The sequence below is a fragment of the Microbulbifer hydrolyticus genome (assembly GCF_009931115.1).
GTDB classification, from domain to species: Bacteria; Pseudomonadota; Gammaproteobacteria; order Pseudomonadales; family Cellvibrionaceae; genus Microbulbifer; species Microbulbifer hydrolyticus.
In genome coordinates, this window is the sequence record NZ_CP047491.1 from 2,809,083 (window position 1) to 2,833,393 (window position 24,311).

A 24,311-nucleotide genomic window follows, 5' to 3' on the forward strand; every position below is an offset into this window, starting at 1 on the left:
CCGCGGAAAAATTCATGGCAATCACGCCTTTTCTCCGGGGCCAGTAAACGCCATAAATCCGATGCGGGAAGCACCCGCCTTCCGCCCTGGACGAGCGGCTGCGCCGGCATTGTAATAAAACTGGCACAAACGCGCACTGTCGCGCATTTTTTGCCCGAACTCCCTCACAAAATCCGTGACCGGCACGTCCTTGCTCACTGACCGGCGGGCTTTCTGCGGACATAAAAAAACCGCCTTGCGGCGGTTTTTCTAACGGTAGGGGGCGAGATCGCCGCCCCCAGCCCGACACACCTTACAGCTTGTCGGAGTTCTCGCTCAGGTAAGCAGCAACGCCTTCCGGAGAAGCGTTCATGCCTTTGTCACCTTCCTGCCAGCCAGCCGGGCAAACTTCGCCGTGCTCCTGGTGGAATGCCAGCGCGTCAACCATACGCAGCATCTCGTCAACGTTACGGCCCAGCGGCAGATCGTTGACTACCTGGTGACGAACAGTACCTTCTTCGTCGATCAGGAAAGAGCCGCGGAACGCTACGCCAGCGTCAGCTTCTACGTCGTACGCCTGGCAGATCTCGTGCTTCACGTCGGCAACCAGGGTGTACTTGACCTGGCCGATGCCGCCATCATTGATGGAGGTGTTACGCCAGGCGTTGTGGGAGAACTGGGAATCGATGGAAACACCGATAACTTCAACACCGCGCTTCTTGAACTCTTCAAAACGGTGATCGAAGGCGATCAGCTCGGAAGGACATACAAAGGTGAAGTCCAGCGGGTAGAAAAAGATAACCGCTTTCTTGCCCTTGATGGTTTCCGCCAGGTTGAAGGCGTCAACGATCTCGCCATTACCCAGTACTGCCGCCGCAGTGAAATCCGGTGCGGGCTTGCCTACTAATACGGCCATGAGAACCTCCTCAATGAGTTAAATAATTTACGTTGGATGTGTTCAATTTATAACCTTCGGCTATAAATCAATAAAAGCTTGATAGGGGGCCGCTATGATACACAGGCGCCTAGGCCAGTCCCATTAAATTTTTATATAAAGGCGATAGCAGGCGCCAGTCACCAAAAACCTGTGTGACCCCGTTCCCACCATCGCCTCCATCACGGATGTCGCCCTTTTCATCCCGCGTTTATCGCCCACCTCCCCGCCGCACTTTCGTACGCGGCACTCTTTGTAGAGGTCCTTTTATAGGGGCTGTCTGGACCGAGCCCGAAACCCGACCAAAACCGACCAGTCACAAATCTGACTGCTGGCTACTCTGCAACCAACTAGAATGATTACCGAGCGGTCGAAGAATCTTATTGACACTTATTCTCATTACCAATAAGATCCAATCTCCGTTTGATAGACGAGCCTATTTGCGCCAGGGTCACCACGATGTACGTATGTATCTGTAAAGGCATTACCGACAGTCAGATCAAAGAAGCTGTGTACGACGGCTCTACTTCCGTGAAGGCTTTGCGTCGCCACCTTGGCGTATCTTCCCAGTGCGGCCGCTGTGCCGAACTGACCCAGGAGATCATCGACGAGACCATGACCACCGGCGCGATGGCCTCAGCGAATAGCGCACTCTTCTATTCCGCGGGCTGATAGTCAGTCACCCAGCCCGCGCGGGGCACCGTAATCCACGGTGCCCACCCCTCGCCTCCTCCGGCCCGCTCCAGCTCACCGTCCCTTCATTTATATCTCTGGCAACCCCGCCCTGCTGTCCTATCTTTAATGCCACGGCCTGACGCCGCCCACTTGAAATCAGGACGCAATGAAGAACCAGCTACTGCACCTTTCTGAGCGCCTGCGCGCCAGTTTCTGGGTGATCCCGGCGATCATGATGACGATGGCGATCCTGTTGGCGCAGGGTTTTCTCGCTATCGACCAGCACTGGAACATCGAGCACCTGCCCGGATTCGGCTGGCTGAGACTGCGCGACCCGGACAGCGCCCGCGCGCTGCTTTCTACGATTGCCGGCTCCACCATTACTGTCGCCGGCACGGTGTTTTCCATCACCACGGTTGCCCTTACCCTCGCCTCCAATCAATTTGGCCCCCGGCTGGTGCGCAACTTTATTCGCGACCGGCGAACCCAGGTTTCGCTGGGCATCTTTCTCGCCACCTTTGTGTATGCACTGCTGGTCATGCGTGGCATCGATACCAGTGTGTCAGACAACCGCCACACCCTTACCGTCAGTTTCGCGCTGCTTATGGCGCTCGCCTGTATCGCCTACCTGATTTACTTCATCCACAATGTGGCCCAGTCGATCCAGATCGACAACATCACCTTCAACATCAACCGCGAGTTTCGCGCAGCGCTGGAAAACATCTACCCCACCGAAGACTGCCGGGATTCCCGGTATTATCGAATGGACCTGCGGGAACTTAACCTTGGGGAAGACGCCCTGAGCGTGCGCGCGCACAAAGAAGGGTACATACAACGCATCGACCGCCAGCTACTGATTGACTGGGCGCACAAGCATCAATGCTGTATCCGCCTGGAAATACATCCGGGGGCTTTTCTCTATCACTGGGGCTGCGTGGCCCGCATCTATAATCCTCCCCGGGATATCGACAGCCAAACTATTGCCAATGCCATTCATGGAGCCATCACCCTGGGCCCGCAGCCGACGGCAGAACAGGATGTGATTTTTTCAGTCCGGCAACTGGCACAAATTGCCGTGCGCGCACTCTCCCCCGGCATCAATGACCCGTTTACCGCTTATACCTGTATCGACCGATTGATTGATGGCGTCGGCATCGTGTTGCAGCGCCCGCCCCTGCCCAATTGTTTTCACGACGACGAAAACATCTTGCGGCTGGTAACCAGCGAGCTGGATTTTGCCGATGTACTGGCGGCAGCACTGGATGAAATTCGTGAATATGGACGCGACAGCGGTGTAGTGATGCGCCACCTGCTGAACGCGCTGGAGGAACTCGCGGAGATCTGTACCCGCAAAGCCGATCGCCATGCCATGAACACACTGCTTCAGCGGTTGTCGGAGGATTGTGAAAACTGTATCGAGGACCGGTTTGATACCGCCACCCTGAAAAAACAGCTCGCCACCATGCGCAACACGCTGGATTGAGTTCCAGCGTAATCCACCACCCTCACTACAAGCCCCCCACAAGCCCCGCGCAAACAATCTAAACGGCAATCGTTCTCGTTGTAGTTTTCGGCTTTTTTCCCGTTAATTTTCCCGCGTTTTTACCGCAAGTTCGCCGACATTGCCCGCTTGACTTGTAGTTTTCCCCAACGCAAACTCCACACAATCTCGCGCGGCAGACTCTACAATTCCCATAACGCCAGGCACTGGTGAACCAGGTCTTTGCCGCAGCGATCAACGGTTTATCAACGAATAATTTCCCGCACAGGGCACAGCCATCCGGCTCAAGGAGAAAATATGAAGGGCGATCCCAAAGTCATCGAACACCTGAACAAAGCACTGGGTAACGAGCTGATTGCCATCAACCAGTACTTCCTGCATTCACGCATGTTCAAGGACTGGGGCCTGAAAGAGCTGGCAGACAAGGAATACCACGAATCCATCGACGAGATGAAACACGCCGATTGGCTGATCGAGCGGATCCTGTTTCTTGAAGGCATCCCCAACCTGCAACACCTGGGTAAACTGCTGATCGGTGAAAACACCGAAGAGATGCTCAAGTGCGACCTCAAACTGGAGCAAAAGGCCATTCCCGACTTGCGCGACGGCATCGAGTACTGCGAGTCCGTGCGGGACTACGGCAGCCGCGAACTACTGGAGAAAATCCTCGAGTCGGAAGAAGAACATGTGGACTGGCTGGAAACCCAGCTGAGCCTGATCGACAAGGTCGGCCTGCAGAACTACCTGCAGACGCAAATGGCGAGTGCCTCGGAAGAATAAACAGCGCCAGGCATTTTGCAGACATAAAAAAACCGCGGTCTTTGCCGCGGTTTTTTTATTTGCCGGGGAAGCCGGTTACTCGGCCTCGCCAGCATCCTTGGTAGCTTCTTCGATCAGCGTTTTCAGCTCGCCGCTCTCATACATTTCCATGATGATATCGCAACCACCCACCAGCTCCTGTTTCACCCACAGCTGCGGGAAGGTCGGCCAGTTCGCGTACTTCGGCAGTTCCTGGCGGATATCCGGGTTCGCCAGAATGTCCACATAGGCAAAGCGCTGGCCACAGGCCATGATCGCCTGGGAAGCGCGCATGGAAAAACCACACTGGGGCGCGTTGGGGCTGCCCTTCATATAAAGCAGAATGTCGTTATCGGCGATCTGCTGTTTGATGTTTTCCAGAGTATCCATAGTGGAAGCATACCTCGGGTTGGGGAATTTCCGGCACCGGCGCCCGGCGCCAATCCGACTTGAAAGCGCGCATTGTACCCGATTCCCGTTTCTGCGCACGCCCTCGCCCCGCAGGCGCCCAGCCCCGCGCACAGCCTACTGGTGCCGGGCCCCGGCTGTGCTAGTATTGCCGGCTTTCCGGGGAAATTGCGGCCACAATACGCCTCCCGCGTATTTTCTGCGGTTTCACCAATTTCGCGGCCCACTTACAGAGGAGATAGCAACGTGGCCAGTCCCGCATTGATGCAAAACTACGGTAACAGAACCCTGACCCTGGTCAGAGGTGAAGGCAACTACCTGTGGGACGACAGCGACCGACGTTATCTCGACGCCCTCTCCGGTATTGCCGTGTGCGGCCTCGGCCACTGCCACCCGGCAGTCACCCAGGCTATCCAGGAGCAGGCCAACACCCTGCTGCACGTGTCCAACCTGTACAACATCCCGCCCCAGGAACAACTGGCCGAGAAGCTGGTAACCCTGTCGGGCATGGACAACGTGTTTTTCTCCAATTCCGGCGCCGAGGCCAATGAGGCGGCGATCAAACTGGCGCGCAAGCTCGGTAACGAGCGCGGCCTCGCCTGCCCGAAAATCATCGTGACCGAAGGTGCGTTTCACGGTCGCACTCTCGCCACCCTCACCGCCACCGGCAATCCCAAGGTCCAGCAGGGCTTTGCTCCGCTGCCGGAAGGCTTCCTGCGGGTGCCGTACAACGATGTTGCCGCGATCGAGAAACTGGTCGGCAAACACGATGACATCGTCGCCATACTGGTAGAGCCGGTACAGGGCGAGGGCGGCATCCGCATCCCGGACGCGGACTACCTGCCGCGCCTGCGCAGCCTGTGTGACCAACAGGACTGGATGCTGATGCTCGACGAAATCCAGACCGCCAACGGCCGCAGCGGCAAACTGTTCGCCTACCAGCACCACGATGGCCTGCTGCCGGACGTGGTGACGACCGCCAAGGGACTGGGCAATGGTGTCCCCATCGGCGCCTGCCTGGCGCGCGGCAAAGCCGCCGAACTGTTTACCGCCGGTGCCCACGGCTCTACCTTTGGCGGCAACCCACTGGCGTGCCGCGCCGCCCTGGCAGTTCTGGAAACCCTCGAAAACGAGTGGCTGATCGAACGCGCAGAGCGCCTCGGCACCCAGTTGCTGGACCAGCTCAACAGTGAGCTGGCCGGCTGTGCCCACGTAAAAGAGATCCGCGGCCTCGGCCTGCTGATCGGCATCGAGCTCGACCGCCCCTGTGGGGAACTGGTGGAGCTGGCCCGCAATCAGGGCCTGCTGATCAACGTGACCGCCGGCAATGTGGTGCGCCTGTTGCCACCACTGACCCTGACCGACGCCGAAAGCACGCTGATTGCGACCACTGTCGCCACCCTGGTGCGCGACTTCGCCCAACAGGCCGCCTGATTTACGGAGGATTAACCCATGGCAGTCAGACATTTTCTTACCCTCCTCGACCTGAGCAAAGACGAGCTGCGCGGCATCGTCGAGCGCGCCATCGAGCTCAAGGCCCTGCGCAACCAGGGGGTGGCCAGCGAGCCCTTCCGCAACAAGGTGCTGGGGATGATCTTCGAGAAGTCCTCGACCCGTACCCGGGTTTCATTTGAAGCCGGCATGGCGCAGATGGGCGGCAGTGCGCTGTTCCTGTCACCCCGCGACACCCAGCTCGGCCGCGGCGAGCCCATCGAAGACAGTGCGCGGGTGATCTCGCGCATGGTCGACATGGTGATGATCCGCACCTTCGGCCACAACGTGCTGGAGCGCTTTGCCGAGTACAGCAAGGTACCGGTGATCAACGCCCTCTCTGACAGCTACCATCCCTGCCAGCTACTGGCGGACCTGCAGACCTATGTAGAGCACCGCGGCAGCCCGGAAGGTAAAGTGGTGACCTGGGTGGGTGACGGCAACAACATGTGCCACTCCTACATCAACGCCGCCCGCCTGTATGACTTCGAGCTGCGCATCGCCTGCCCCGAGGGTTATGACCCGGACGAGAGCATCCTCGCCGCCGCCGGCGATCGCGTCTCCATTTTCCGCAAGCCGGAAGATGCGGTGCGCGGATCCGACTGGGTCGCCACCGACGTGTGGGCCTCCATGGGCCAGGAAACCGAACAGCAGATTCGCATCAAGGCCTTTGAAGGCTTCCTGGTAGACCACGAGCTGATGAGTCACGCCAATAGCGACGCCGTGTTCATGCACTGCCTGCCCGCCCACCGCGGTGAGGAAGTGAGTGGTGAGCTGCTGGAAGACGACAAGATCTCAGTGGTGTGGGACGAAGCGGAAAACCGCCTGCACGCGCAGAAGGCACTGATGGAGTTCCTGCTGGACAGCAGCAACTGACCGTGTCGCGCGGGAGTAATCCACACCCGCACGGCAACTGCGACATCCGACATCAAAGAGGGCGCCGAATACCTGTTCGGCGCCCTTTTTGTTGCAAACCGGCAAAGTTGTCCACAACTGAGGCTGGATAAATTTCAACCGCGGGGGCAGCGGATTCCACCACTTTCTGGCGCCAAAATTGACCTTTCGGTGCCGGTTTGATCAGGGAATAAGCAAGTGCTTTTTATTATTGCCCTGCTTAATTTGAGACCCCGTTACTATTAAAAAATATTCTTAAAAACCACCGGCCCGGAAAGTACCTGGTTACTTTTTATCCCCACCTAGTAGTTACGGGCGCTGGCGGGAGGAAAAATCCACGTCGCAGCGACTACCCACAAATTATCCACAAGTAACCCCGAAGTTATCCGCCTTGAATTACCCCCTCAATCGCATTATCTTGTTGCTCATACGAGGTCGAACCCCAACATATAGGGTTTGGATGGCCCGAAAGGGCTACCCGGGACGCTGACAAGTCCGGGGAAAACGGCGCAGAGCGCTCATTCCAGACCACAACATATTGTGTTTGGCCGCAACCGTACCAACTAGCCGCAACCTGCTTATAAACAGGCACCGGGCCAGTGGATAAGTAAGCGCACATGCAATCGCCGGCGCAAGTATCCACCGCACGCGCTCCATGGAGACGCAACCCGGCCGCAGGGCGGCACCTACGTTCAAGCGCAGTATCAAGCAGTACCCCACAAGAGTTAACCGAGCGGAGCCCAGGCTTCGCCGCTAGTGCTTGTGCCTACTGAACTGCAACGCAGGTAAACCGTACGGAAAACAGGATTTTCGGCCACAAGCCGATTTATTCGCTATTTAACGCAAAAAACCAAAGCAAAAACCAAAGCAAGTCGACCAGACACGCGCGCAAACTTTACGGAGAAATTCATGCACACAGAGACAGGGCGCTCCCAGTCTGTGCCAAACGGCACCACCAAGGATTCGGTAGCAGACCAGGCCAGCAGCAATACCTCACTCGCTGCCACTGCCCCCGGTCAGATCCGCGTCATCAAGCGCAACGGCACCGTTGTGCCCTACGCTGACAGCAAAATCTCCGTGGCAGTCACCAAGGCGTTCCTCGCTGTAGAAGGCGGCACCGCTGCCGCCTCCAGCCGCATCCACGAGCGCGTATCCGATCTGGTCGGCCACATCAGCGCCACCTTCAAGCGTCGCATGCCTTCCGGCGGCACCATTCATATCGAAGAAATCCAGGACCAGGTTGAACTGGAACTGATGCGCGCCGGTGAGCACAAAATCGCTCGCGACTACGTCCTCTACCGCGAAGAGCACGCCCGTCTGCGCGCCGAGAAAGACAAGCAGAAGCCGGTTGCTGAAGAAGCGGCCGACACCCACCCGAGCATCCGCGTAAAAATGGAAGACGGCTCGCTGGTGGCACTGGATATGGAGCGCCTGCGCACCATCGTGCGCGAAGCCTGTGAAGGCCTCACCGATGTGGACGCATCCCTGATCCTGAACGAAGCACTGCGCAACCTGTACGACGGCGTTTCTGAAACCGACATCAATACCGCGCTGGTGATCACCGCGCGTACCCTGGTGGAACAGGAACCCAACTACACCTACGCAACCGCTTTCCTGCTGCTGGACAAGCTGCGCGCCGAAGCCCTGCGCTTCCTCGGCGTTGCCGAGTCCGCTACCCAGAAAGAAATGGAAACCTTCTACAAGCCGGCACTGGCCGCCTACGTAGAAAAGGGTATCGAGCTGGAACTGCTCGATCCGGCACTGGCCAGCTTCGACCTGGAGCGCCTGGGCGACGCGATCAAGCCCGAGTGCGATCACCAGTTCACCTACCTCGGCCTGCAGACCCTGTACGACCGCTACTTCCTGCACTCCGATGAAGTCCGTTTCGAACTGCCGCAGATTTTCTTCATGCGTGTGGCCATGGGCCTCGCCATTAATGAAGAAGACCCGAACGCCCGCGCGATCGAGTTCTACAACCTGCTGAGCTCCTTCGACTACATGAGCTCCACCCCGACCCTGTTCAATGCCGGCACCCTGCGCCCGCAGCTGTCCTCCTGCTACCTGACCACCGTGCCGGACGACCTGCACGGCATCTACGGTGCCATCCAGGACAACGCCATGCTGTCCAAGTGGGCCGGTGGCCTGGGTAACGACTGGACCCCGGTGCGCTCGCTCGGTTCCTACATCAAAGGCACCAACGGCAAATCCCAGGGTGTTGTGCCCTTCCTGAAAGTGGCCAACGACACTGCGGTAGCAGTGAACCAGGGCGGCAAGCGCAAAGGCGCCGTGTGTGCCTACCTGGAAACCTGGCACCTGGACATCGAGGAATTCCTCGAGCTGCGCAAGAACACCGGTGACGACCGTCGCCGCACCCACGACATGAACACCGCCAACTGGGTGCCGGACCTGTTCATGAAGCGTGTGTTCGAAGACAAGGAGTGGACCCTCTTCTCCCCGGCAGACTGCCCGGACCTGCACGACCTGTTCGGCGATGCGTTTGAAGAGCGTTTCACCCACTACGAAAAACTGGCGGCCGAAGGCAAGCTGAAGCTGCACAAAAAAGTGCGCGCGCTCGACCTGTGGCGCAAGATGCTGGGCATGCTGTTTGAAACCGGCCACCCCTGGATCACCTTCAAGGACGCCTGTAACCTGCGCAGCCCCCAGCAGCACGCCGGTGTGGTACACAGCTCCAACCTGTGCACCGAGATCACCCTGAACACCAAGGCGAACGACGAGATCGCGGTCTGTAACCTGGGCTCGGTAAACCTGTCCCAGCACATCGGCGAAGACGGCAAGCTCGACACCGTCAAGCTGGAAAGCACCGTGAAAACCGCCGTGCGCATGCTCGATAACGTCATCGACATCAACTACTACTCCGTGGAAACCGCGCGCCAGTCCAACATGCGTCACCGCCCGGTGGGCCTGGGCCTGATGGGCTTCCAGGACGCGCTGTACAAGGCCGGTATCTCCTACTCCAGCGATGAAGCCGTACAGTTCGCCGACACCACCATGGAAGCGATCAGCTACTACGCCATCTCCACCTCCAGTGATCTGGCGGCAGAGCGCGGCTCTTACGGCAGCTACGAGGGTTCCCTGTGGAGCCAGGGCATACTGCCGATCGACTCCATCGAGATTCTGGCCAAGAACCGCGGCGACAAGTTTATCGACCAGGACACCAGCAGCACACTGGACTGGGATGTGGTCCGCAAGAAGGTCTCCAGCCAGGGCATGCGTAACTCCAACGTCATGGCCATCGCCCCGACCGCGACCATTGCCAACATTACCGGCGTATCCCAGTCCATCGAGCCGACGTACCAGAACCTGTACGTGAAATCGAACCTGTCTGGCGAATTCACCGTAGTGAACCCCTACCTGGTACACGACCTGAAAGCGCGCGGCCTGTGGGACAAGGTGATGGTCAACGACCTCAAGTACTACGAGGGCTCGGTACAGAAGATCGACCGTGTACCGGCCGACCTCAAAGCCAAGTACGCCACCGCGTTTGAAGTGGAGCCGCGCTGGATCGTGGACGCCGCCAGCCGTCGCCAGAAATGGATCGACCAGGCCCAGTCCCTGAACCTGTACATCGCCGGCGCCAACGGCAAGAAGCTGGACCTGACCTACCGCATGGCGTGGTACCGCGGTCTCAAGACCACCTACTACCTGCGCGCACTGGCCGCCACCAGCACGGAAAAATCCACCGTGAACGGCGGCACCCTGAACGCAGTAAGCTCCGGCAGCAGCGCCCCGGCAGCCAGCGCGGCACCGGCCGCAGAGCCAGCCCCGGCCGCAGTGCCGCAGGCCTGCTCCCTGGACGATCCAGACTGCGAAGCCTGCCAGTAAGCGCAGGTTAAAAGTCTCTCGGGGGAGAGCCATCGCGCAGAACCGCAAACCATCGCGGGACTGCGCAACCAAGACCATGAGCGCCGCCCCGGTACCAGACACAATAAGTCCGGGCCGGGTGCAGGCTGCACACCACACACTTTCGACCACCTGTGCCCGCACACCAATGCCCGCACAAGGGTCACACGGAAAATAAAAGGGGAAGTCATGCTGAGCTGGGACGATATCGATACCAAGCCCGAACCCAAAAAAGCCGAACCGCAACCGATGCCGGGTGCGCTGCAATCCGAGCAGCAGGCAGTCACCGAACCCAGCGCTAGCTACCAGGCAGATAGCGCGAGCAGTGCCCCGGCATCGACCGCGGCCCAGGGCAGCGCCTCCTCCGCTGTGGAAGCCGCACGCGCCGCCGTCAGCGAACTGGACCCGGCCCCGGGCCTCGAAGAACTGGAAATGGGCGCTGCCCGTATCCAGGTGGACGAAAAGCGCATCATCAACTGCCGCGCCGACCTCAACCAGCTGGTACCGTTCAAGTACGACTGGGCCTGGCAGAAATACCTCGACGGCTGTGCCAACCACTGGATGCCGCAGGAAGTAAACATGAACAAAGACGTGTCCATGTGGAAAGACCCCAACGGTCTGACCGAGGACGAGCGTCGCATCGTGGAATACTCTCTGGGTTACTTCTCCACCGCCGACTCCCTGGTAGCCAACAACCTGGTGCTGGCCATCTACCGCCACATCACCAACCCGGAATGCCGCCAGTACATCCTGCGCCAGTCGTTTGAAGAAGCCATCCACACCCATGCCTACCAGTACTGTGTAGAGTCCCTGGGCATGGACGAAGGTGAAGTCTTCAACATGTACCGCGAAGTACCGAGCGTCGCCAAGAAAGCCGCCTGGAGCCTCGCGCACACCGGCTCCATCAGCGACCCCAACTTCAAGACCGGCACCGTGGAAACCGACCAGGAACTGCTGCGCAACCTGATCGCGTTCTACGCGGTGACCGAAGGCATCTTCTTCTACTGCGGCTTCACCCAGATCCTGTCCATGGGCCGCCGCAACAAGATGACCGGCGTTGCCGAGCAGTTCCAGTACATCCTGCGCGACGAGTCCATGCACCTGAACTTCGGTATCGACGTCATCAACCAGATCAAACTGGAAAACCCGCACCTGTGGACCGAAGAGTTCAAGCAAGAAGTGACCCAGATGATCCTGGAAGGCATGGAACTGGAAGTGGCCTACGCCCGCGACACCATGCCCCGCGGCGTACTCGGCATGAACGCGGCGATGATGGAAGAATACCTCCACTTCATCGCCAACCGCCGCCTGAGCCAGCTGGGCCTGAAAGAACAGTTCCCGGGCGCCCAGAACCCCTTCCCGTGGATGTCCGAGATCATGGACCTGCGCAAGGAGAAGAACTTCTTCGAAACGCGGGTTATCGAATACCAGACTGGCGGTGCACTGCAGTGGTAAGCCACTGAATACACATCGACTGTAGATAAGGAATACCTACAAGAAAGAGTCGCTCACAGGATGAGAGTTATTGAAGCGGGCGTAATGCCCGCTTTTTTTATGCTTGCCAGATTTGCAAGCCGTTGAGGGGAACGCAGATGTGCACATATAGACACACGTGTGTATATTTAGACACCATTGCATATACCCAAGTGTCTACATCTAGACACGCTTCTGAATAACACTGTTAGGGTTCCGGGTAGAAATGAGAATATTCATTAATTTTCTTATGCTGCTTTTCACTCTCAATGCGTACGGATGGGAGTGTCCAGAAAATTATTTAGATATAGATAAGAATTGGAGTGATCGCAAAAACGTGTTTGTTGCACGCGTTATGAAGGGGGAGTACTCTCCGAGAAATTCTTATGCTCAAAGATTTAGCTACGAGTTGAGTATTACTGCAAAGCTTAAGGGTGAAATAGATGATCGTCTTATCATTAGTGGCGATTCAAACTCGCTTCCCCTTGAGTTATCTGGAGAGTACATATTCTTTCTAGACGACAGCAAGCTGGATCTATGTACGCTGGTGTTGCCTTTCAGTTTCGCGTGGTCTGAGCGAACGGATATACGAGAGGCGGATTACGTTAGAAAAATTATCGAGCTTAGCGGGTATGAACCCTAACAAACGCAAGCAGAATACTCCGGCCCTTCGGGCCTCCGCGGGACGCCCAACGCTGTGCACGTATTGTGCGGGTCGCTGCGCTCCCAGTTTCGCACAAAACGTGTACAGCATTGGTCGCCCCTGTTGCGGGCGTTAGGTTTCAATCAGTCATATGAAAAAATATATTCTGTCTATTTTTGTTCTGGTTACTTCATCTTTAGCAAATGCTTCCCTCCCGCCACCTTGCGGGTGGGAAATTATGAATATTCATGAAAAAATCCTGGGTTGGAAGGGTTCGCAATTCAGCGATACCCAGATTGGGATAAGGATGAAAAAATTTATAAGGGTGGTCACCCTTATATTGTCTTCTTCAAGTTTAAGAACGGTATGGATCACATCGTTTTTTATTCTGCCTCCGGCCAAGTAATGGGCGGTGAGTGGGAAAAACTACCTGATAGCCATTGGAAAAAATATAAATTACGGAATGTTTCTGATCTTTATCATGAGTGCCGAGGACATCATTCATTGGGCGCGGCGCGTAAAACCTAACAAGCGCAAGCAGTATGCTACGGCCCTTCGGGCCTCCGCAGGACGCCCAACGCCATGCACATTTTGTGCAGGTCGCTGCGCTCCCAGTTTCGCACAAAATGTGCATAGCATTGGTCGCCCCTGTTGCGGGCGTTAGCAATCTTTAGAGAGCAAGGATGTTCAAATTATTTAAAATCACTACGCTAACTATATTTTGCCTTGCCGGGATCTATATCTTGGGCTTTGAGTTGGGCAGGGGGCTTGGGAATCCCCAAGTGTTCGAGGAAAACTACCTACTTTTATTGGGTATTTTGTGTAGCGTAATCTTCGCGGTTTCTTTGCTTGTATCAGAGGTCCGTCGGGGCTCTAAAGCAGCTGAAATGTAAGCGCCAGCCTATGTACAGATATCCAATTGCTAACAAGGCCAGGCAGGATGCTCCGGGCCTTCGGCCCTCCGCGGGACAGCTTACCTTGTGCACGTTTTGCGCGGGTCGCTACGCTCCCATTTTTGCGCAAAAAGCGCACAAGGTAAGCTGCCCCTGCTGGCGGCGTTAACTGTAAAGTAGCCAGAATGAACAAATATATAATTGCTCTTTTAATGATGCTGTTTTTCGCTAATGTCAATGCCGCAATTCCCAGGGAAAAAGAGGTTCCAGGGGTAAAGGAAAATCTCTCTATCCCGGTTCCGGATGGTGAAAGTTTTTCAAATGTGAGGGCGCTTTGGCTTCAGCGAGTACAAGAAAAATGTAACTTTAAAGAATTTAAGATTATTCGCTATGCGGAGCGGCATGAGATGTATGGAGATGCGCTTTCACTGAATCCAGCAACCGGGAAGTATGAGGCCCCAAAATTCCCAGCGTCAGTTTCAGGTGTGTACCAGTGCCTCGAAAACAGTTAACAAGGCCGGGCAATTTGCTCCGGGCCGGAGGCCCTCCGCGGGACAGCTTACCTTGTGCACCTTTTGCGCGGGTCGCTGCGCTCCCATTTTCGCGCAAAACGCGCACAAGGTAAGCTGCCCCTGCCGGCGGCGTTATATTTTCGTTAACCTTAAGGATTGAGGATAAATAAGGTATGAGAAATTTTTCACTAGCTGCCCTTGTGCCAATCATTGGTCTTATTCCAACGGTCATTGCACCGATAGTAGCCAGGAGCAATAGTAGCGATTTCTTGTTTGGTTTGAGCTCAGATTATTGGGCCGGTTTTATCGGTGCCGCGGGCGTCGGCATGATGCTTGTGGTTCTATCTTTGCATTTTAAAAAACAGAGAGCGGCCCGAGACTGCAGTAAAATATAACAAGGCGAGGCAATTCGTTACGGCCCTGAGGGCCTCCACCGGACAGCTTACTTTGCGCACATTATGCGCAGGTCGCTTCGCTCCCATTTTTGCGCATAAAGCGCCCAAAGTTAGCCGCGGCTGAGCGCGGCGTTAGGCATTTTTATGAAATCAGAAATATATTCTGACACCACAAACCGTTCTCGAAACAAGAAGCCAAAAGGAAAATAGGAGATCAAAATGGTGGTTTTTATATTTCGTATTTTGGGCATGTTTAACGATATGGGGTAATTACTCTCTAATCCAGCAGCCGCAGCTCGGACTCGCTGAGTACTTGAGCATTGTTAGCATACCAATCACCATATTAGGGATAGTCGGTTTTCTCTTGAAAAAGAAATTATTTCAAAGAGTTCACTGGAAGGCATATTTTTGCTTTTCGATAGCATTTGTGTTCGCGTACCCTTATTTAACCCACATTGACTATCGGCAGGATATTCCGTGGACATACTACTTAATAGGGCAGGCGGTTTCACTTTTAATGTTTTTGCCTCAATATATAGCTCTTTATTTATATGCATATAAATCGAATGATATTTGGCAAGCGGGCGATGCCTAACAAGGCGTTGTTGTGGACGCTTCACCGCGTCCTAGTTTTGCGCTTGGATAGCACAAAACTCGTTCGCCGTAACCGCCGCAAAACTGGGCGTTATATTTCAGGAGAAATCGTGCCTTCGTATCTGCTAATAATAGGAATCTTATTTTCGGTCACAGGCTGCACGGCGATTCCTTACGCAGTAAATTGCATTGATGCAAAGATACCTCGCGAAGCGCCGTCAGAGCCAGTCGAATACCGTGTGAGTTTTAAAAATATTCACGCTGAAGCTGAAGTTTCAAGAACTCTTATCTGCCAAGAATTTTATGATGCGCAATGCAGTACGAAAGGAAATGGATGGAGTATGCGTCAGTTAAATGATCCTCGCCCCGTCGAGTTGTTGGCTTCTAATGGAAGCGTTGTGCGAGTTTTAATTCCTTACTGCAATCAAATGGTTATCGGAACTACAAAGCTTAGTAACTTAAATAAATATTTGATGCCGGAAAATGTGTATATTGAGGCAAGCGAAATTCCGAATAGTCAGCCGTATTACATAGAAGATGAAAAAGGAACGTTGTACTTTGATATCCCCTATGAACTCCGCCTGGAAAATATAACAAGGCCGGGCAATTGACTCCGGGCCTACGGCCCTCCGCGGGACAGCTTACCTTGTGCACGTTTTGCGCAGGTCGCTTCGCTCCCATTTTTGCGTAAAACGCGCACAAGGTAAGCTGCCCCTGCCGGCGGCGTTACATGGCCATCAAAATGATTTCCGGATTAAAGCGATTTTTCACGATTTCATTGATTATTTGCCCGCAAGCATTTTCAATATTACTCGTAGGAGTTTTCATGGAAGCCCTCTATAGGGCTTTCATCGTCGTCGGCCAAGCGGAACCTGGTTCTGAGTGGCTGCTCCTGCAGACAACCACTCTTGTATCGGCTGTATGTTTGATTTTTTCTTGGGGTAGATACTTTCTAGTAGGCGCAAAGCTTTAGCTGCTGTAAAACATGTAACAAGCGCGTGAAGAACGACTCCGTAAGCTTTGCTTCGCTTTTTGTTCGCCGCGCTCACAATTTAACAAAAAATCGACGCGCCGCTAGTCGCGCCTTACGCGGGCGCTACGCTGCCAACCATCCATTCGTTTTCCAATGATCAATAAAAATGAAGCCATACGCAAAGATAATCACTATGATTCCGGTCCTAATGTTTTTATTTTCCTCAATCGTATATGCGCAAACTGATGTGAATAAGCATGAAAAGGAAACAGGGACTTCATTGATAGCCCCTTCTATTCAGGATGCTAAAGATTTTCCAAAGCTGAGTAGCTCTGATACAAAACAAATTGATTCCTCGCAGAAGCGCGAAGGAAGTAATGAAGAATCTAAACAAAAACCAAAGCCAAAACCAGCACAAACTTTCACAGGGTCTGGCCCAGCAATGGCAAGGGACAATCCTGATGCTTAGGCTTCTAAATTGGTTTTGGAACTTCACAGCATAACAAGGTACGGCAGCCCGACGTTGATCCTCACCGGACAGCTTACCTTGTGAGCTTTATTCGTAGGCCGCCTCCTTTTACGTTCACAAAGCGCCTAAATTAAGATGCTGCTGCTCGCGGCTTTATGAATCTTACCTCAGAACATAAGAAGCCATGAATAAACTATTACCGATCATCTTTTTTCTACTCTCATCTACTCTTTCGTTGGCAGGTGAGACAAATTATGGGGATATGCCGACCGGAATCGATCAGAGTGTTCGTCGAATCCTAGATAAGCATGAAGAGAAGTCCCGTAGTGAACTGCCTTACTTTAACGGCGAACTTGAAAATAGGGAGGGACGTACGTTTTATGTGGTAACGCGGTTGCATCAAGGTGAATTCTACGAACAGGTTTATGTAAAAGTATCAAACATAAAGGATGGCGCCTACAAAGGAACGATAGCTAGTGAGCCAATGGGAAGGGTCGATTTTAATTCAGGAGATGTCATAGAAGTTGTTAATAATAAGGTTGTTGATTGGCTAATAGTAAATCCGGATGGAACCGAAGAGGGAAATCTCCAAGGAAAGACACTGGATCTATTTCAGGTTGGGCATGCCGCATTTATTTCTAGAATGACGCCAAAAAACGGCAAGTTCTCGCACTTTGAGGTTGTTTCAGTTCTTAACCCATATACAAAGCAAGAAATAATCGACGTTGTTCCGGTTGAGATCAAACAAAAGGTAGCTAATTACCTGTCGAAGACATTAGGCGGCTCAGCGTCAGAAGACGGCAAGGAAAAGTACACATATACATTTCTTCGCTTTCCTAGCTGGGATATTGTGGAATGAATAATTGAAAATAAATGGGTCAGATGAAAGTTTTGACGTATATCTCGCCCTATCCCGAGGACAGCCAAGGTTAAAAAATGGACGAAATCAAGCAGAAAATTGCCCTGTTTATCGATGCGGACAACGCCCCGGCAGGCAAGTTCGAGGATGTTCTGAGCGAGGTAGCCAAATACGGCGTGGTGACCATTCGCAAGGCCTATGGCAACTGGAAATCACCGACCCTAAAAGGCTGGGAAGACCTGCTGCACGAACACGCGATCCAGCCGGTGCAGCAGTACGACCTGACCAAGGGCAAAAACGCCTCGGATATCGCGCTGGTGATCGATGCAATGGATGTGATGTACACCAAGGATATCGACGTGATGTGCTTTATCTCCTCGGACTGTGACTTTACCCCGATGGTGACCAGGGCGCTGGCCGAGGGCAAGGTGGTGCTCGGGTTTGGCGAGCGCAAGACGCCGATGCCCTTTGTGAACGCCTGTTCGAAGTTTCTGTTCCTCGACAAATCAGACGTCGTCAAGGAAGAGAACGGTGAAAGGCCCAAGAACATCAAATCGGACACCAAATTGATCCACCTTCTACGGCAAGCCATTGAGGCCACCGAGGACGACGATGGCTGGGCTGAACTCGGTGCAGTTGGCTCCAATATTTCCAACAGGGCATCCTTCGACTGCCGCAACTACGGCTTCAAAAACCTGAGCAGCCTGTTCCGGGCCATCGACCTGTTCGAATTGAAGCGGGGCCAGGGCAAGTCGTACCTGGTTAGGGATGCCAGAAAAAGCAAAAAGAGCTGAAAAGCATGGAAGAAACGAGCAGATAACAAACTTGACGTTGAATCTATAAAAAATACATACCGAAGATTTGACCTGCACCACCAGTTAAGCGACTTCAAATCGATCTGATGAATAGCATCCTTACAAATCTTCAATTCATTCTAATGCTGGTGTTCGGCATAGTTCTTATCGGCGGAATTCTGGCGGCTATATATACGCTTACAATCAAGCGCAAACACAAATCAACATCTGTTGATCAGAAAATACCATCACCGTCCCGAAAAGTTACAGGTAACACCTCCACAAATGCGCCTATTCAAAGGCGCAAACAAAACTCCAAGCCTGTCGATCGTCATAAGCCTCCCCCTTCCCGAAGAATTCCTGATGATACCTCGGTAGAGAAACTGTTGACCTATACAAGAGACTGGGACGGCTATCGGCGCGAAGAGGCCGTTCGCCGGCTCGAATCACTGGATGCACCCGGAATACTGTCCGCTCTGATTGAGCGTCTGAATGACTGGGTTCCTGAAGTACGGAATGTCGCCAAGGCAGTGTTCCTCCGTCTGCTGAAACCTGGAAACTGTGCGGAGCTGGTAAACGCTCTACCAGAAATTTATCGGCTAGCCGAGCGCGGCCGGGATAATCACCAGCCGGTTATCTGCGCCGTTGAAAACCACCTGACCAAGTCTGTGTGTAAAACAGACTTGATCGCCGGGCTCGGCAGCCCCGATATCAATGTCGCCCGCGCTTGTTACGATTTGCTACTGGACAGGCAGATTCTCCTCCCGCAGGAACTTCTGTCAATCGGACTTGAAAGCTCCGATTGGCATATACGGAGAAGTAGTCTTGAGTGCCTGACTCAACTAACAGAATCAGAGATACGGCCAGCGCTCTCCGTTGCTCTGCAAGACAAGTTCCCGCCCATACGCAGAATCGCAATGAGGTTACTACTGGAACGCTCCCCGCCTGCCGCTGAAGTTTCACCTTTCCTGTTCGACCGCAATACCAGTGTTCGTGAAATCGCTGTGAGGCACCTACTTGAACGCGAATTCCCAGTCGCCGAAGCGTATACAAAATTGCTGCAGGCACCCACTGCGCGACAACAGATAATCGCACTCTGGGGTGTGACCAAAATTCACCATGAGAAAGCAGTGGAAATCGCAACTACGAAGCTGGATTCACAATTTACCAGCGTGCGCCGCGAAGCTCTGGAATGCCTTGCCAAACTGGACGAAGACATGGTGCAGCCGCATGTTGTCGCCGCATTCTTCGATGATTCCCTGGGCATGATGCGCACGGCAATGGTATTAGCGAAAAGACTTTCGATAAGGCCTCGCGCCACTGAGCTTGAGACAATTCTCAAGCAGTCAAACTCACCTGAAACTCTTCAAACCTGCATCCAGCTAACGGCGATTATGGATAAATGGGAGGCCCTGGCATTTTTTTTGCGTCAGATCGGAGACGATACACAGGGTTTTCAAAGTTCCGCTGTGAATAAAGAGCAGATGTTGAGAAAGGCAGTCTCGGCTTGGTCCGAAAGATACAATAACCTCAGCCTTTTTGCCCCTTACCCAAAACAAAGGAAAGCACTCGAAGCGGCAATTGGACGAATGCCGGAACAGGCTAAAGCATTTTGGCATAAGTGGTTCGAGCAACTGCTTGCGTCGATTTGAGCAATAATTGAGGTCAGAGTAACGTTTTGACGTGGGAGAGCACTGAAAAATATCGCGCCATAATGTTACTCTGACCCCAATATTCTTTATTTCGCTGCTTCAGAATACAATGATGAGCTTTACGGAATACTCAAGGAAGAAGCTGCATTCGAAAGTATTGATAACAATGTCGGCACGCTGCCCATTGGCGTCGTTGCCTTGGTGACGAAAAAAAGAAATTCTGATGCCTCCAGCTTCGCAACCATGATGCTATCTTCCAGCACACTCGGACTCACCCCTATCGTCGGAGGAGACCAGGTTGCCGTACAGTATTTTGTTCGCGTACAGGGAGAGATCATCGCTGAATACGAATACAAACTGGAGGGCGTCGACGCCACAACCTGTATGCGTCGCAACAAACGAAACTGGATGATGAAGACAAGCAGTTTGTTACCACTTCCCTGCAAATCTTCCTGGCCGACCTGAACAATGAACCTGTCGTTCAGGATATATTTAGCGAATACTATTTATACTTTGACGATGAGCTTTAATCGCCTATAGCTCCAAACTCGAAGATAAAGCCCCTCGCGGGACTTTATCTTTGCAGCCTGACTCCTTGACAACGATCGACCTGGAGACAATTGGCTAAGGCTCCAAGTTATGTGAATGAGGCATCATTCTAGCAATTGAAATCAATATCGTTACAGAGGAATTATGGTCAGTTTTCTTATTAATATTTTTAAGTTGTTGAAAGCCGTTGTTGTTGGAATAAAAGACGATCAGGAATTCAGAATTTTATTGTTTTTACTCGTAACAATGTTAATTGGTTCAACTTTTTTTTATTCAGGTATTGAAGGTTGGAGTAAAGTCGATGCATTGTACTTTTCGGTAATGACCATGTCGACGATTGGTTATGGTGATTTAGTACCAACAACTGAATATTCAAAAATATTTACAATCATTTTTACTTTTTTAAGTGTTGGAATTTTTGTGTCATTAAATACAAAAATAGTTTTGATGACCTTGAACCAGAAAAAAGAAATGTTACTAAAACGTAAGATCAAAATGGATAGTGATAGTGCAAAGTAACATCTTGCAAAATATTCAATAATTGGGGTCAGAGTAACGTTTTGACGTGGGAGAGCACTGAGAAATATCGCGCCATACTGTTACCCTGACCGCGATATTCTGACCCCGATATTCCTAACCTTTTTCCTTTCTTCGTATCTGGCATTTGCGTTCTATTCGTCGTGCCCCTTTGGCGAACGCCGGATCGGCTTTCCCGGCAGGACTTCGGTGACGATCTTGCCGTCCTTCAAAATGAAGACGCCGTTGACGAGGGTGTGATGAAAGCCGTCGTTGAGCGCTGCGACATCGTCCCAGGTGGCGTTGGCCTTTACGGTCTTGGGGTCGAACACCGTAATGTCCGCGTCCATGCCGACCTGCAGGCGCCCCTTGGTGTTGAACTGGGGAATGTGTGGGCCCAGTTCCCTGGCGGGAACATAGGTGGAGTTGGCGATCGCCTGCATCAGGGTCAGCGCACCCTGCTCTCGCACCCATTTCCCCAGGATGATCGCGTGGGTGCTGGTGGTTCGCGGCTGGCCGCCGGCATCCTTTGGCAAGGGCCAGATATCAACCCCGGACCCTAGCCCCAATTTGTCCGCGCCCTTGGGTTTGCCCTTCCATGCGATGGGCGTTCCGTCGGCGGCCGGGATGGTCTCGGGGAAGGTCACCGCGGCGCGCATCGCGGCCAGGCCCTCGGGCGTGCTCTCGTCGATATACTCCATCTGCACGAATTCAATGGGATGTTCCTTCTGGTACTTCTGGAAGTCGGCCTTATCCTTGAACGTGTAGTGGGGCTTCTTCTCGGTACGGATCTCGTTCCACTTGAAGCCGATGCGCTCATCGGAGTTCTCCCATTTCAGGTAGTCGGCGGATATCGGTGGAGCGGTGCCGCCGAAGGGATAGACTTCGGTAGTGAGCCTGAGCCCGGCCTTGCGACCGGCGTCGATGACGTCGAGCATCATGTAGGGATCGCTCAGGCCGAGCAGTTGGATGTGGCAGACAAGGGCGTGGGCGCCCGATGAAGCGGCCAGGCCTAGCATCTCGTTCATGGCTTCAACCGAGCTTTTCGGATCAAGCATGGACTGATAGCGCGCATGGACCGAAACCGGCACGTTGTTGGCCGCCGCCTTCTTCCACAGCTTGATCGCCTCCTTCAAGCCGGCACCGCTGCCGTAGGCGGGGGGGTAGCCGATTGCGAGGGCTCCATCGTCAAGATCCTTCTGGATCAGCGCCAGGATCTGCTTTTCCTGCTCGGGATTTGAGACCGTCTCGCCCCACCCTTCGAAAGCCTCCGTCAGGCCTTCGAAGGTCGCCTCGCCCTTGAAGCCCGTCATGACCTCGGCCCGCCGCATGGGCCAGCTGGAGGAAAAGCCGTAGTTGATTGGGTGACCGCCGCGCTTTTCCACGATGTTGTAGGCCTCGGCTACGGGACTGCGGCCGAACTCTAACTCCATGTGGGTGGTGGTGCCGTCCTGCGCAGCAAGCCGGCCATCGGCAATGTCGAGGCTGTGCTGGTGGGTGTCGATGAAGCCCGGCGAAACCACGAGCCCTTTCACATCGATGGTTTCCTTGCCAGAGAGTTCATCCTTGGTCACCGCGGCGATCTTGCCGTCCTTGATGCCTACATTCATGACCGCATCGAGCGAGGTCTCTGGGTCCATGACCCGCCCACCCTTCAGCACAACGTCATAGTCCTGCGCGTGGGCTGTAACCGCTCCGATCAGCGCTAGCGCCATTAGCATCGTCAGCACTTTGCTCATAAATGACTTTCTCATCGCATAGCTCCTTTTTGTTTGGAGCCGGAAGGGCAGACTGTCTCAGCGAGCCGGATACACCTCTCGCGGCGGGCAGCCATGATCCTAGCGGGTTAAGGAATTTTTACTTCGCTAAGCAGGGTTTGACCCCAGTCTCGCGCCATGAACCGCCAACGCGACAAAGCCCACTAAGTTACAAAGTCACCACTGGCACTGTTTTTCCTACTCTGTTTTTCCTATCGAGGAGAACGCGTTCCTATCCTTTCGGTATGCTCCCATTCCACACCAGCGAATCCGGCACTGTGGTGAACCGCTCATATCCATTTTTGGTAATCGCAAAGGAATCTTCTATGTTGTAGGGTCCCGGTGCATAGGCGCCCTGCGCAGCCATATAGGAGGTCTCTAAACTCACGCACATACCCGGCTGGAATTCGACATCAAAACCGGGGGCGAACAGTGGATGATCCTCGAGCAACGGAGAGAGGCTGATGCTGTGCCCCACGTGGCCTCGGGCGTAGTTAGGAAAGATTGGAGACTTTTCCACTTCTGCCCGTACTTCGGCATACATTTCCGACATCTTCACGCCAGGCTTGAGCAATGTAAGGCCTTTCTGGAACCCGGCATACAATGCGTCATATGTCTCTTCATGCTTGGAGCTCGGCGAACCGCCAACGGCCCAGGTGCGCGTGATGTCAGAGATGTACCCAAAATGGGTCCCGCCGCCATCAATACGAATAAGATCGCCCTTTTTGATCACGTAGTTCCGGGGCGATGCGGATACGCCCCAATAAGGTCCGATGCCGATCTGGTAGGCCATGCCGGACAAAGAGAATTCCTTATCTTCTTCCCAGGCTGCCGACATGATCATATTATCGAGAACCAAGGCATTCATCCCGGGCTCAAGCTGCTTAGCCACGCGCGACTGGACGCGCTCGCAGTGCTGGGCCGCCATGCGCAGCATATCGATTTCCCAGGGTGTCTTGATCAGGCGTGCTTCAAATAACAAGTCATCGGAGTCTACGGACTGATCCTCTTTCACCTGGCTGTTGAGATAGGCCAGAAGCCCTCCGAGCAACGCGCCCTTCTCGATACCGATCTTGCCGTTGGAAGCCATGTCTTGGGCGGCCTTCAAAGCATCTTTGAACCCAGCCAGTGGGTCAATGGTCGCGCTGCGTTCCTTGCGCGACTCGGGTGTCCCATCGTCTACGAAAACGAATCCCGGCATGGCCGAGACCTCAACATCGTTGGTCATTCTTGGGGCATCATCACTTTCCATCAAGTCGACGAACAGGTGGGCATTCCCTTTTGCCGGAATAACGGCAACTGCCTGGCTTCCCGCTGGAACATCGGGTCCATAGGCGAACCTGGATACGTAGCCCGTCGAATAGGCTACATTTTCAGGTTTCACGATAATGAGCGCGCCAATCCCGTCGCGCTTCATGAGGCCCTGAATGCGGGCCAGAATAGCCTTCTGATCGCGCTTGGCCAGCAAGGGGTGAATATTCTTACCCGACGCGGGGGCCGCAAAGGAGTTCGTGCCCTTTTCGGCCTTCGCCTGGGCCAGCCCGGGCAGCATCAAACCGGCAGCGGATACCGCTGCCAACTGGCCAAACTGTCTCCTACTAATTTTCAAAGCACACCTCCTTGTTTACAGTTGAGAATAGGTCCCTATCTCGAAGAGAGTAGAGGAGGTAAGGACCTGTCCCCTCAAATCG

The 24,311-nt window shown here is 53.9% G+C and carries 20 protein-coding genes; 16 read left to right on the top strand and 4 right to left on the bottom strand.

The genetic code is table 11. From position 1 onward, the window contains the following. Positions 1–292: 292 nt before the first annotated feature. Positions 293–895 (bottom strand): peroxiredoxin, encoded by a 603-nt coding sequence (locus GTQ55_RS11980; protein WP_161858950.1) that lies wholly within the window; start codon positions 893–895, stop codon positions 293–295. A 477-nt stretch (positions 896–1,372) separates the two neighbouring features. On the opposite strand from GTQ55_RS11980, the gene GTQ55_RS11985 reads away from it, so the two are divergent. The 3 genes from GTQ55_RS11985 (at position 1,373) to bfr (ending at position 3,869) form a co-directional block, all read left to right on the top strand. Further along, positions 1,373–1,585, top strand: coding sequence for a bacterioferritin-associated ferredoxin (locus tag GTQ55_RS11985; protein ID WP_161858951.1), 213 nt, complete (start codon positions 1,373–1,375; stop codon positions 1,583–1,585). A 169-nt stretch (positions 1,586–1,754) separates the two neighbouring features. After that, complete coding sequence (locus tag GTQ55_RS11990; protein WP_161858952.1) at positions 1,755–3,071, top strand: DUF2254 domain-containing protein; 1,317 nt, start codon at positions 1,755–1,757, stop codon at positions 3,069–3,071. 315 nt (positions 3,072–3,386) lie between these two features. Continuing rightward, positions 3,387–3,869, top strand: a complete 483-nt coding sequence (gene bfr / locus GTQ55_RS11995) for a bacterioferritin (RefSeq protein WP_161858953.1) — start codon at positions 3,387–3,389, stop codon at positions 3,867–3,869. Between the two features lie 75 nt (positions 3,870–3,944). Here bfr and grxD read toward each other — a convergent pair whose 3' ends face one another. Continuing rightward, positions 3,945–4,277, bottom strand: coding sequence for a Grx4 family monothiol glutaredoxin (grxD, locus tag GTQ55_RS12000; RefSeq protein WP_161858954.1), 333 nt, complete (start codon positions 4,275–4,277; stop codon positions 3,945–3,947). A gap of 264 nt (positions 4,278–4,541) precedes the next feature. Here grxD and GTQ55_RS12005 point away from each other — a divergent pair, with 264 nt between their 5' ends. The 13 genes from GTQ55_RS12005 to GTQ55_RS12065 all read left to right on the top strand — a co-directional run bounded on the left by GTQ55_RS12005 (position 4,542) and on the right by GTQ55_RS12065 (position 20,866). Continuing rightward, the gene (locus GTQ55_RS12005) at positions 4,542–5,729 is read left to right on the top strand and encodes an aspartate aminotransferase family protein (protein WP_202620613.1); all 1,188 of its coding nucleotides are present in this window, start codon (positions 4,542–4,544) and stop codon (positions 5,727–5,729) included. A gap of 18 nt (positions 5,730–5,747) precedes the next feature. After that, positions 5,748–6,662: an ornithine carbamoyltransferase gene (gene argF / locus GTQ55_RS12010; protein WP_161858955.1), complete on the top strand. Its 915-nt coding sequence runs from the start codon at positions 5,748–5,750 to the stop codon at positions 6,660–6,662. A 927-nt stretch (positions 6,663–7,589) separates the two neighbouring features. Then, positions 7,590–10,523: a ribonucleoside-diphosphate reductase subunit alpha gene (locus GTQ55_RS12015; RefSeq protein WP_161858956.1), complete on the top strand. Its 2,934-nt coding sequence runs from the start codon at positions 7,590–7,592 to the stop codon at positions 10,521–10,523. Positions 10,524–10,790: 267 nt separating this feature from the next. Then, positions 10,791–11,996 carry a ribonucleotide-diphosphate reductase subunit beta gene (locus GTQ55_RS12020; protein ID WP_237567926.1) on the top strand — a complete coding sequence of 402 codons (1,206 nt, stop codon included), beginning with the start codon at positions 10,791–10,793 and terminating at the stop codon, positions 11,994–11,996. A gap of 925 nt (positions 11,997–12,921) precedes the next feature. Further along, positions 12,922–13,185 (top strand): hypothetical protein, encoded by a 264-nt coding sequence (locus GTQ55_RS12025; RefSeq protein ID WP_161858958.1) that lies wholly within the window; start codon positions 12,922–12,924, stop codon positions 13,183–13,185. Positions 13,186–13,735: 550 nt separating this feature from the next. Further along, positions 13,736–14,062 carry a hypothetical protein gene (locus tag GTQ55_RS12030; protein ID WP_161858959.1) on the top strand — a complete coding sequence of 109 codons (327 nt, stop codon included), beginning with the start codon at positions 13,736–13,738 and terminating at the stop codon, positions 14,060–14,062. A 1,033-nt stretch (positions 14,063–15,095) separates the two neighbouring features. After that, entirely contained in the window at positions 15,096–15,662 is a 567-nt protein-coding gene (locus GTQ55_RS12035) for a hypothetical protein (RefSeq protein WP_161858960.1), read from the top strand. A gap of 555 nt (positions 15,663–16,217) precedes the next feature. Next, positions 16,218–16,493 carry a hypothetical protein gene (locus GTQ55_RS12040; protein ID WP_161858961.1) on the top strand — a complete coding sequence of 92 codons (276 nt, stop codon included), beginning with the start codon at positions 16,218–16,220 and terminating at the stop codon, positions 16,491–16,493. A 184-nt stretch (positions 16,494–16,677) separates the two neighbouring features. Beyond that, entirely contained in the window at positions 16,678–17,352 is a 675-nt protein-coding gene (locus GTQ55_RS12045; RefSeq protein WP_161858962.1) for a DUF2314 domain-containing protein, read from the top strand. 77 nt (positions 17,353–17,429) lie between these two features. Continuing rightward, the gene (locus GTQ55_RS12050; RefSeq protein WP_161858963.1) at positions 17,430–18,146 is read left to right on the top strand and encodes an NYN domain-containing protein; all 717 of its coding nucleotides are present in this window, start codon (positions 17,430–17,432) and stop codon (positions 18,144–18,146) included. 107 nt (positions 18,147–18,253) lie between these two features. Then, positions 18,254–19,798, top strand: coding sequence for a hypothetical protein (locus tag GTQ55_RS12055; RefSeq protein ID WP_161858964.1), 1,545 nt, complete (start codon positions 18,254–18,256; stop codon positions 19,796–19,798). Between the two features lie 243 nt (positions 19,799–20,041). After that, the gene (locus tag GTQ55_RS12060) at positions 20,042–20,263 is read left to right on the top strand and encodes a hypothetical protein (RefSeq protein WP_161858965.1); all 222 of its coding nucleotides are present in this window, start codon (positions 20,042–20,044) and stop codon (positions 20,261–20,263) included. 228 nt (positions 20,264–20,491) lie between these two features. Continuing rightward, complete coding sequence (locus tag GTQ55_RS12065) at positions 20,492–20,866, top strand: potassium channel family protein (protein WP_161858966.1); 375 nt, start codon at positions 20,492–20,494, stop codon at positions 20,864–20,866. A gap of 152 nt (positions 20,867–21,018) precedes the next feature. Here GTQ55_RS12065 and GTQ55_RS12070 read toward each other — a convergent pair whose 3' ends face one another. Together GTQ55_RS12070 and GTQ55_RS12075 are read right to left on the bottom strand one after the other, a co-directional pair. Beyond that, the gene (locus GTQ55_RS12070; RefSeq protein WP_237567660.1) at positions 21,019–22,602 is read right to left on the bottom strand and encodes an amidohydrolase family protein; all 1,584 of its coding nucleotides are present in this window, start codon (positions 22,600–22,602) and stop codon (positions 21,019–21,021) included. 250 nt (positions 22,603–22,852) lie between these two features. Beyond that, positions 22,853–24,229 (bottom strand): M24 family metallopeptidase, encoded by a 1,377-nt coding sequence (locus GTQ55_RS12075; RefSeq protein WP_161858968.1) that lies wholly within the window; start codon positions 24,227–24,229, stop codon positions 22,853–22,855. Positions 24,230–24,311 lie beyond the last annotated feature (82 nt).

Excerpts from the sequence above, each read along its gene's own strand:
- GTQ55_RS11980 (WP_161858950.1), bottom strand. The coding sequence starts at position 895 with ATGGCCGTATTAGTAGGCAAGCCCGCACCGGATTTCACTGCGGCGGCA.
- GTQ55_RS11985 (WP_161858951.1), top strand. The coding sequence starts at position 1,373 with ATGTACGTATGTATCTGTAAAGGCATTACCGACAGTCAGATCAAAGAA.
- GTQ55_RS11990 (WP_161858952.1), top strand. The coding sequence starts at position 1,755 with ATGAAGAACCAGCTACTGCACCTTTCTGAGCGCCTGCGCGCCAGTTTC.
- bfr (WP_161858953.1), top strand. The coding sequence starts at position 3,387 with ATGAAGGGCGATCCCAAAGTCATCGAACACCTGAACAAAGCACTGGGT.
- grxD (WP_161858954.1), bottom strand. The coding sequence starts at position 4,277 with ATGGATACTCTGGAAAACATCAAACAGCAGATCGCCGATAACGACATT.
- argF (WP_161858955.1), top strand. The coding sequence starts at position 5,748 with ATGGCAGTCAGACATTTTCTTACCCTCCTCGACCTGAGCAAAGACGAG.
- GTQ55_RS12015 (WP_161858956.1), top strand. The coding sequence starts at position 7,590 with ATGCACACAGAGACAGGGCGCTCCCAGTCTGTGCCAAACGGCACCACC.
- GTQ55_RS12020 (WP_237567926.1), top strand. The coding sequence starts at position 10,791 with ATGCCGGGTGCGCTGCAATCCGAGCAGCAGGCAGTCACCGAACCCAGC.
- GTQ55_RS12030 (WP_161858959.1), top strand. The coding sequence starts at position 13,736 with ATGAACAAATATATAATTGCTCTTTTAATGATGCTGTTTTTCGCTAAT.
- GTQ55_RS12040 (WP_161858961.1), top strand. The coding sequence starts at position 16,218 with ATGATTCCGGTCCTAATGTTTTTATTTTCCTCAATCGTATATGCGCAA.
- GTQ55_RS12045 (WP_161858962.1), top strand. The coding sequence starts at position 16,678 with ATGAATAAACTATTACCGATCATCTTTTTTCTACTCTCATCTACTCTT.
- GTQ55_RS12050 (WP_161858963.1), top strand. The coding sequence starts at position 17,430 with ATGGACGAAATCAAGCAGAAAATTGCCCTGTTTATCGATGCGGACAAC.
- GTQ55_RS12055 (WP_161858964.1), top strand. The coding sequence starts at position 18,254 with ATGAATAGCATCCTTACAAATCTTCAATTCATTCTAATGCTGGTGTTC.
- GTQ55_RS12060 (WP_161858965.1), top strand. The coding sequence starts at position 20,042 with ATGATGCTATCTTCCAGCACACTCGGACTCACCCCTATCGTCGGAGGA.
- GTQ55_RS12065 (WP_161858966.1), top strand. The coding sequence starts at position 20,492 with ATGGTCAGTTTTCTTATTAATATTTTTAAGTTGTTGAAAGCCGTTGTT.
- GTQ55_RS12070 (WP_237567660.1), bottom strand. The coding sequence starts at position 22,602 with ATGAGCAAAGTGCTGACGATGCTAATGGCGCTAGCGCTGATCGGAGCG.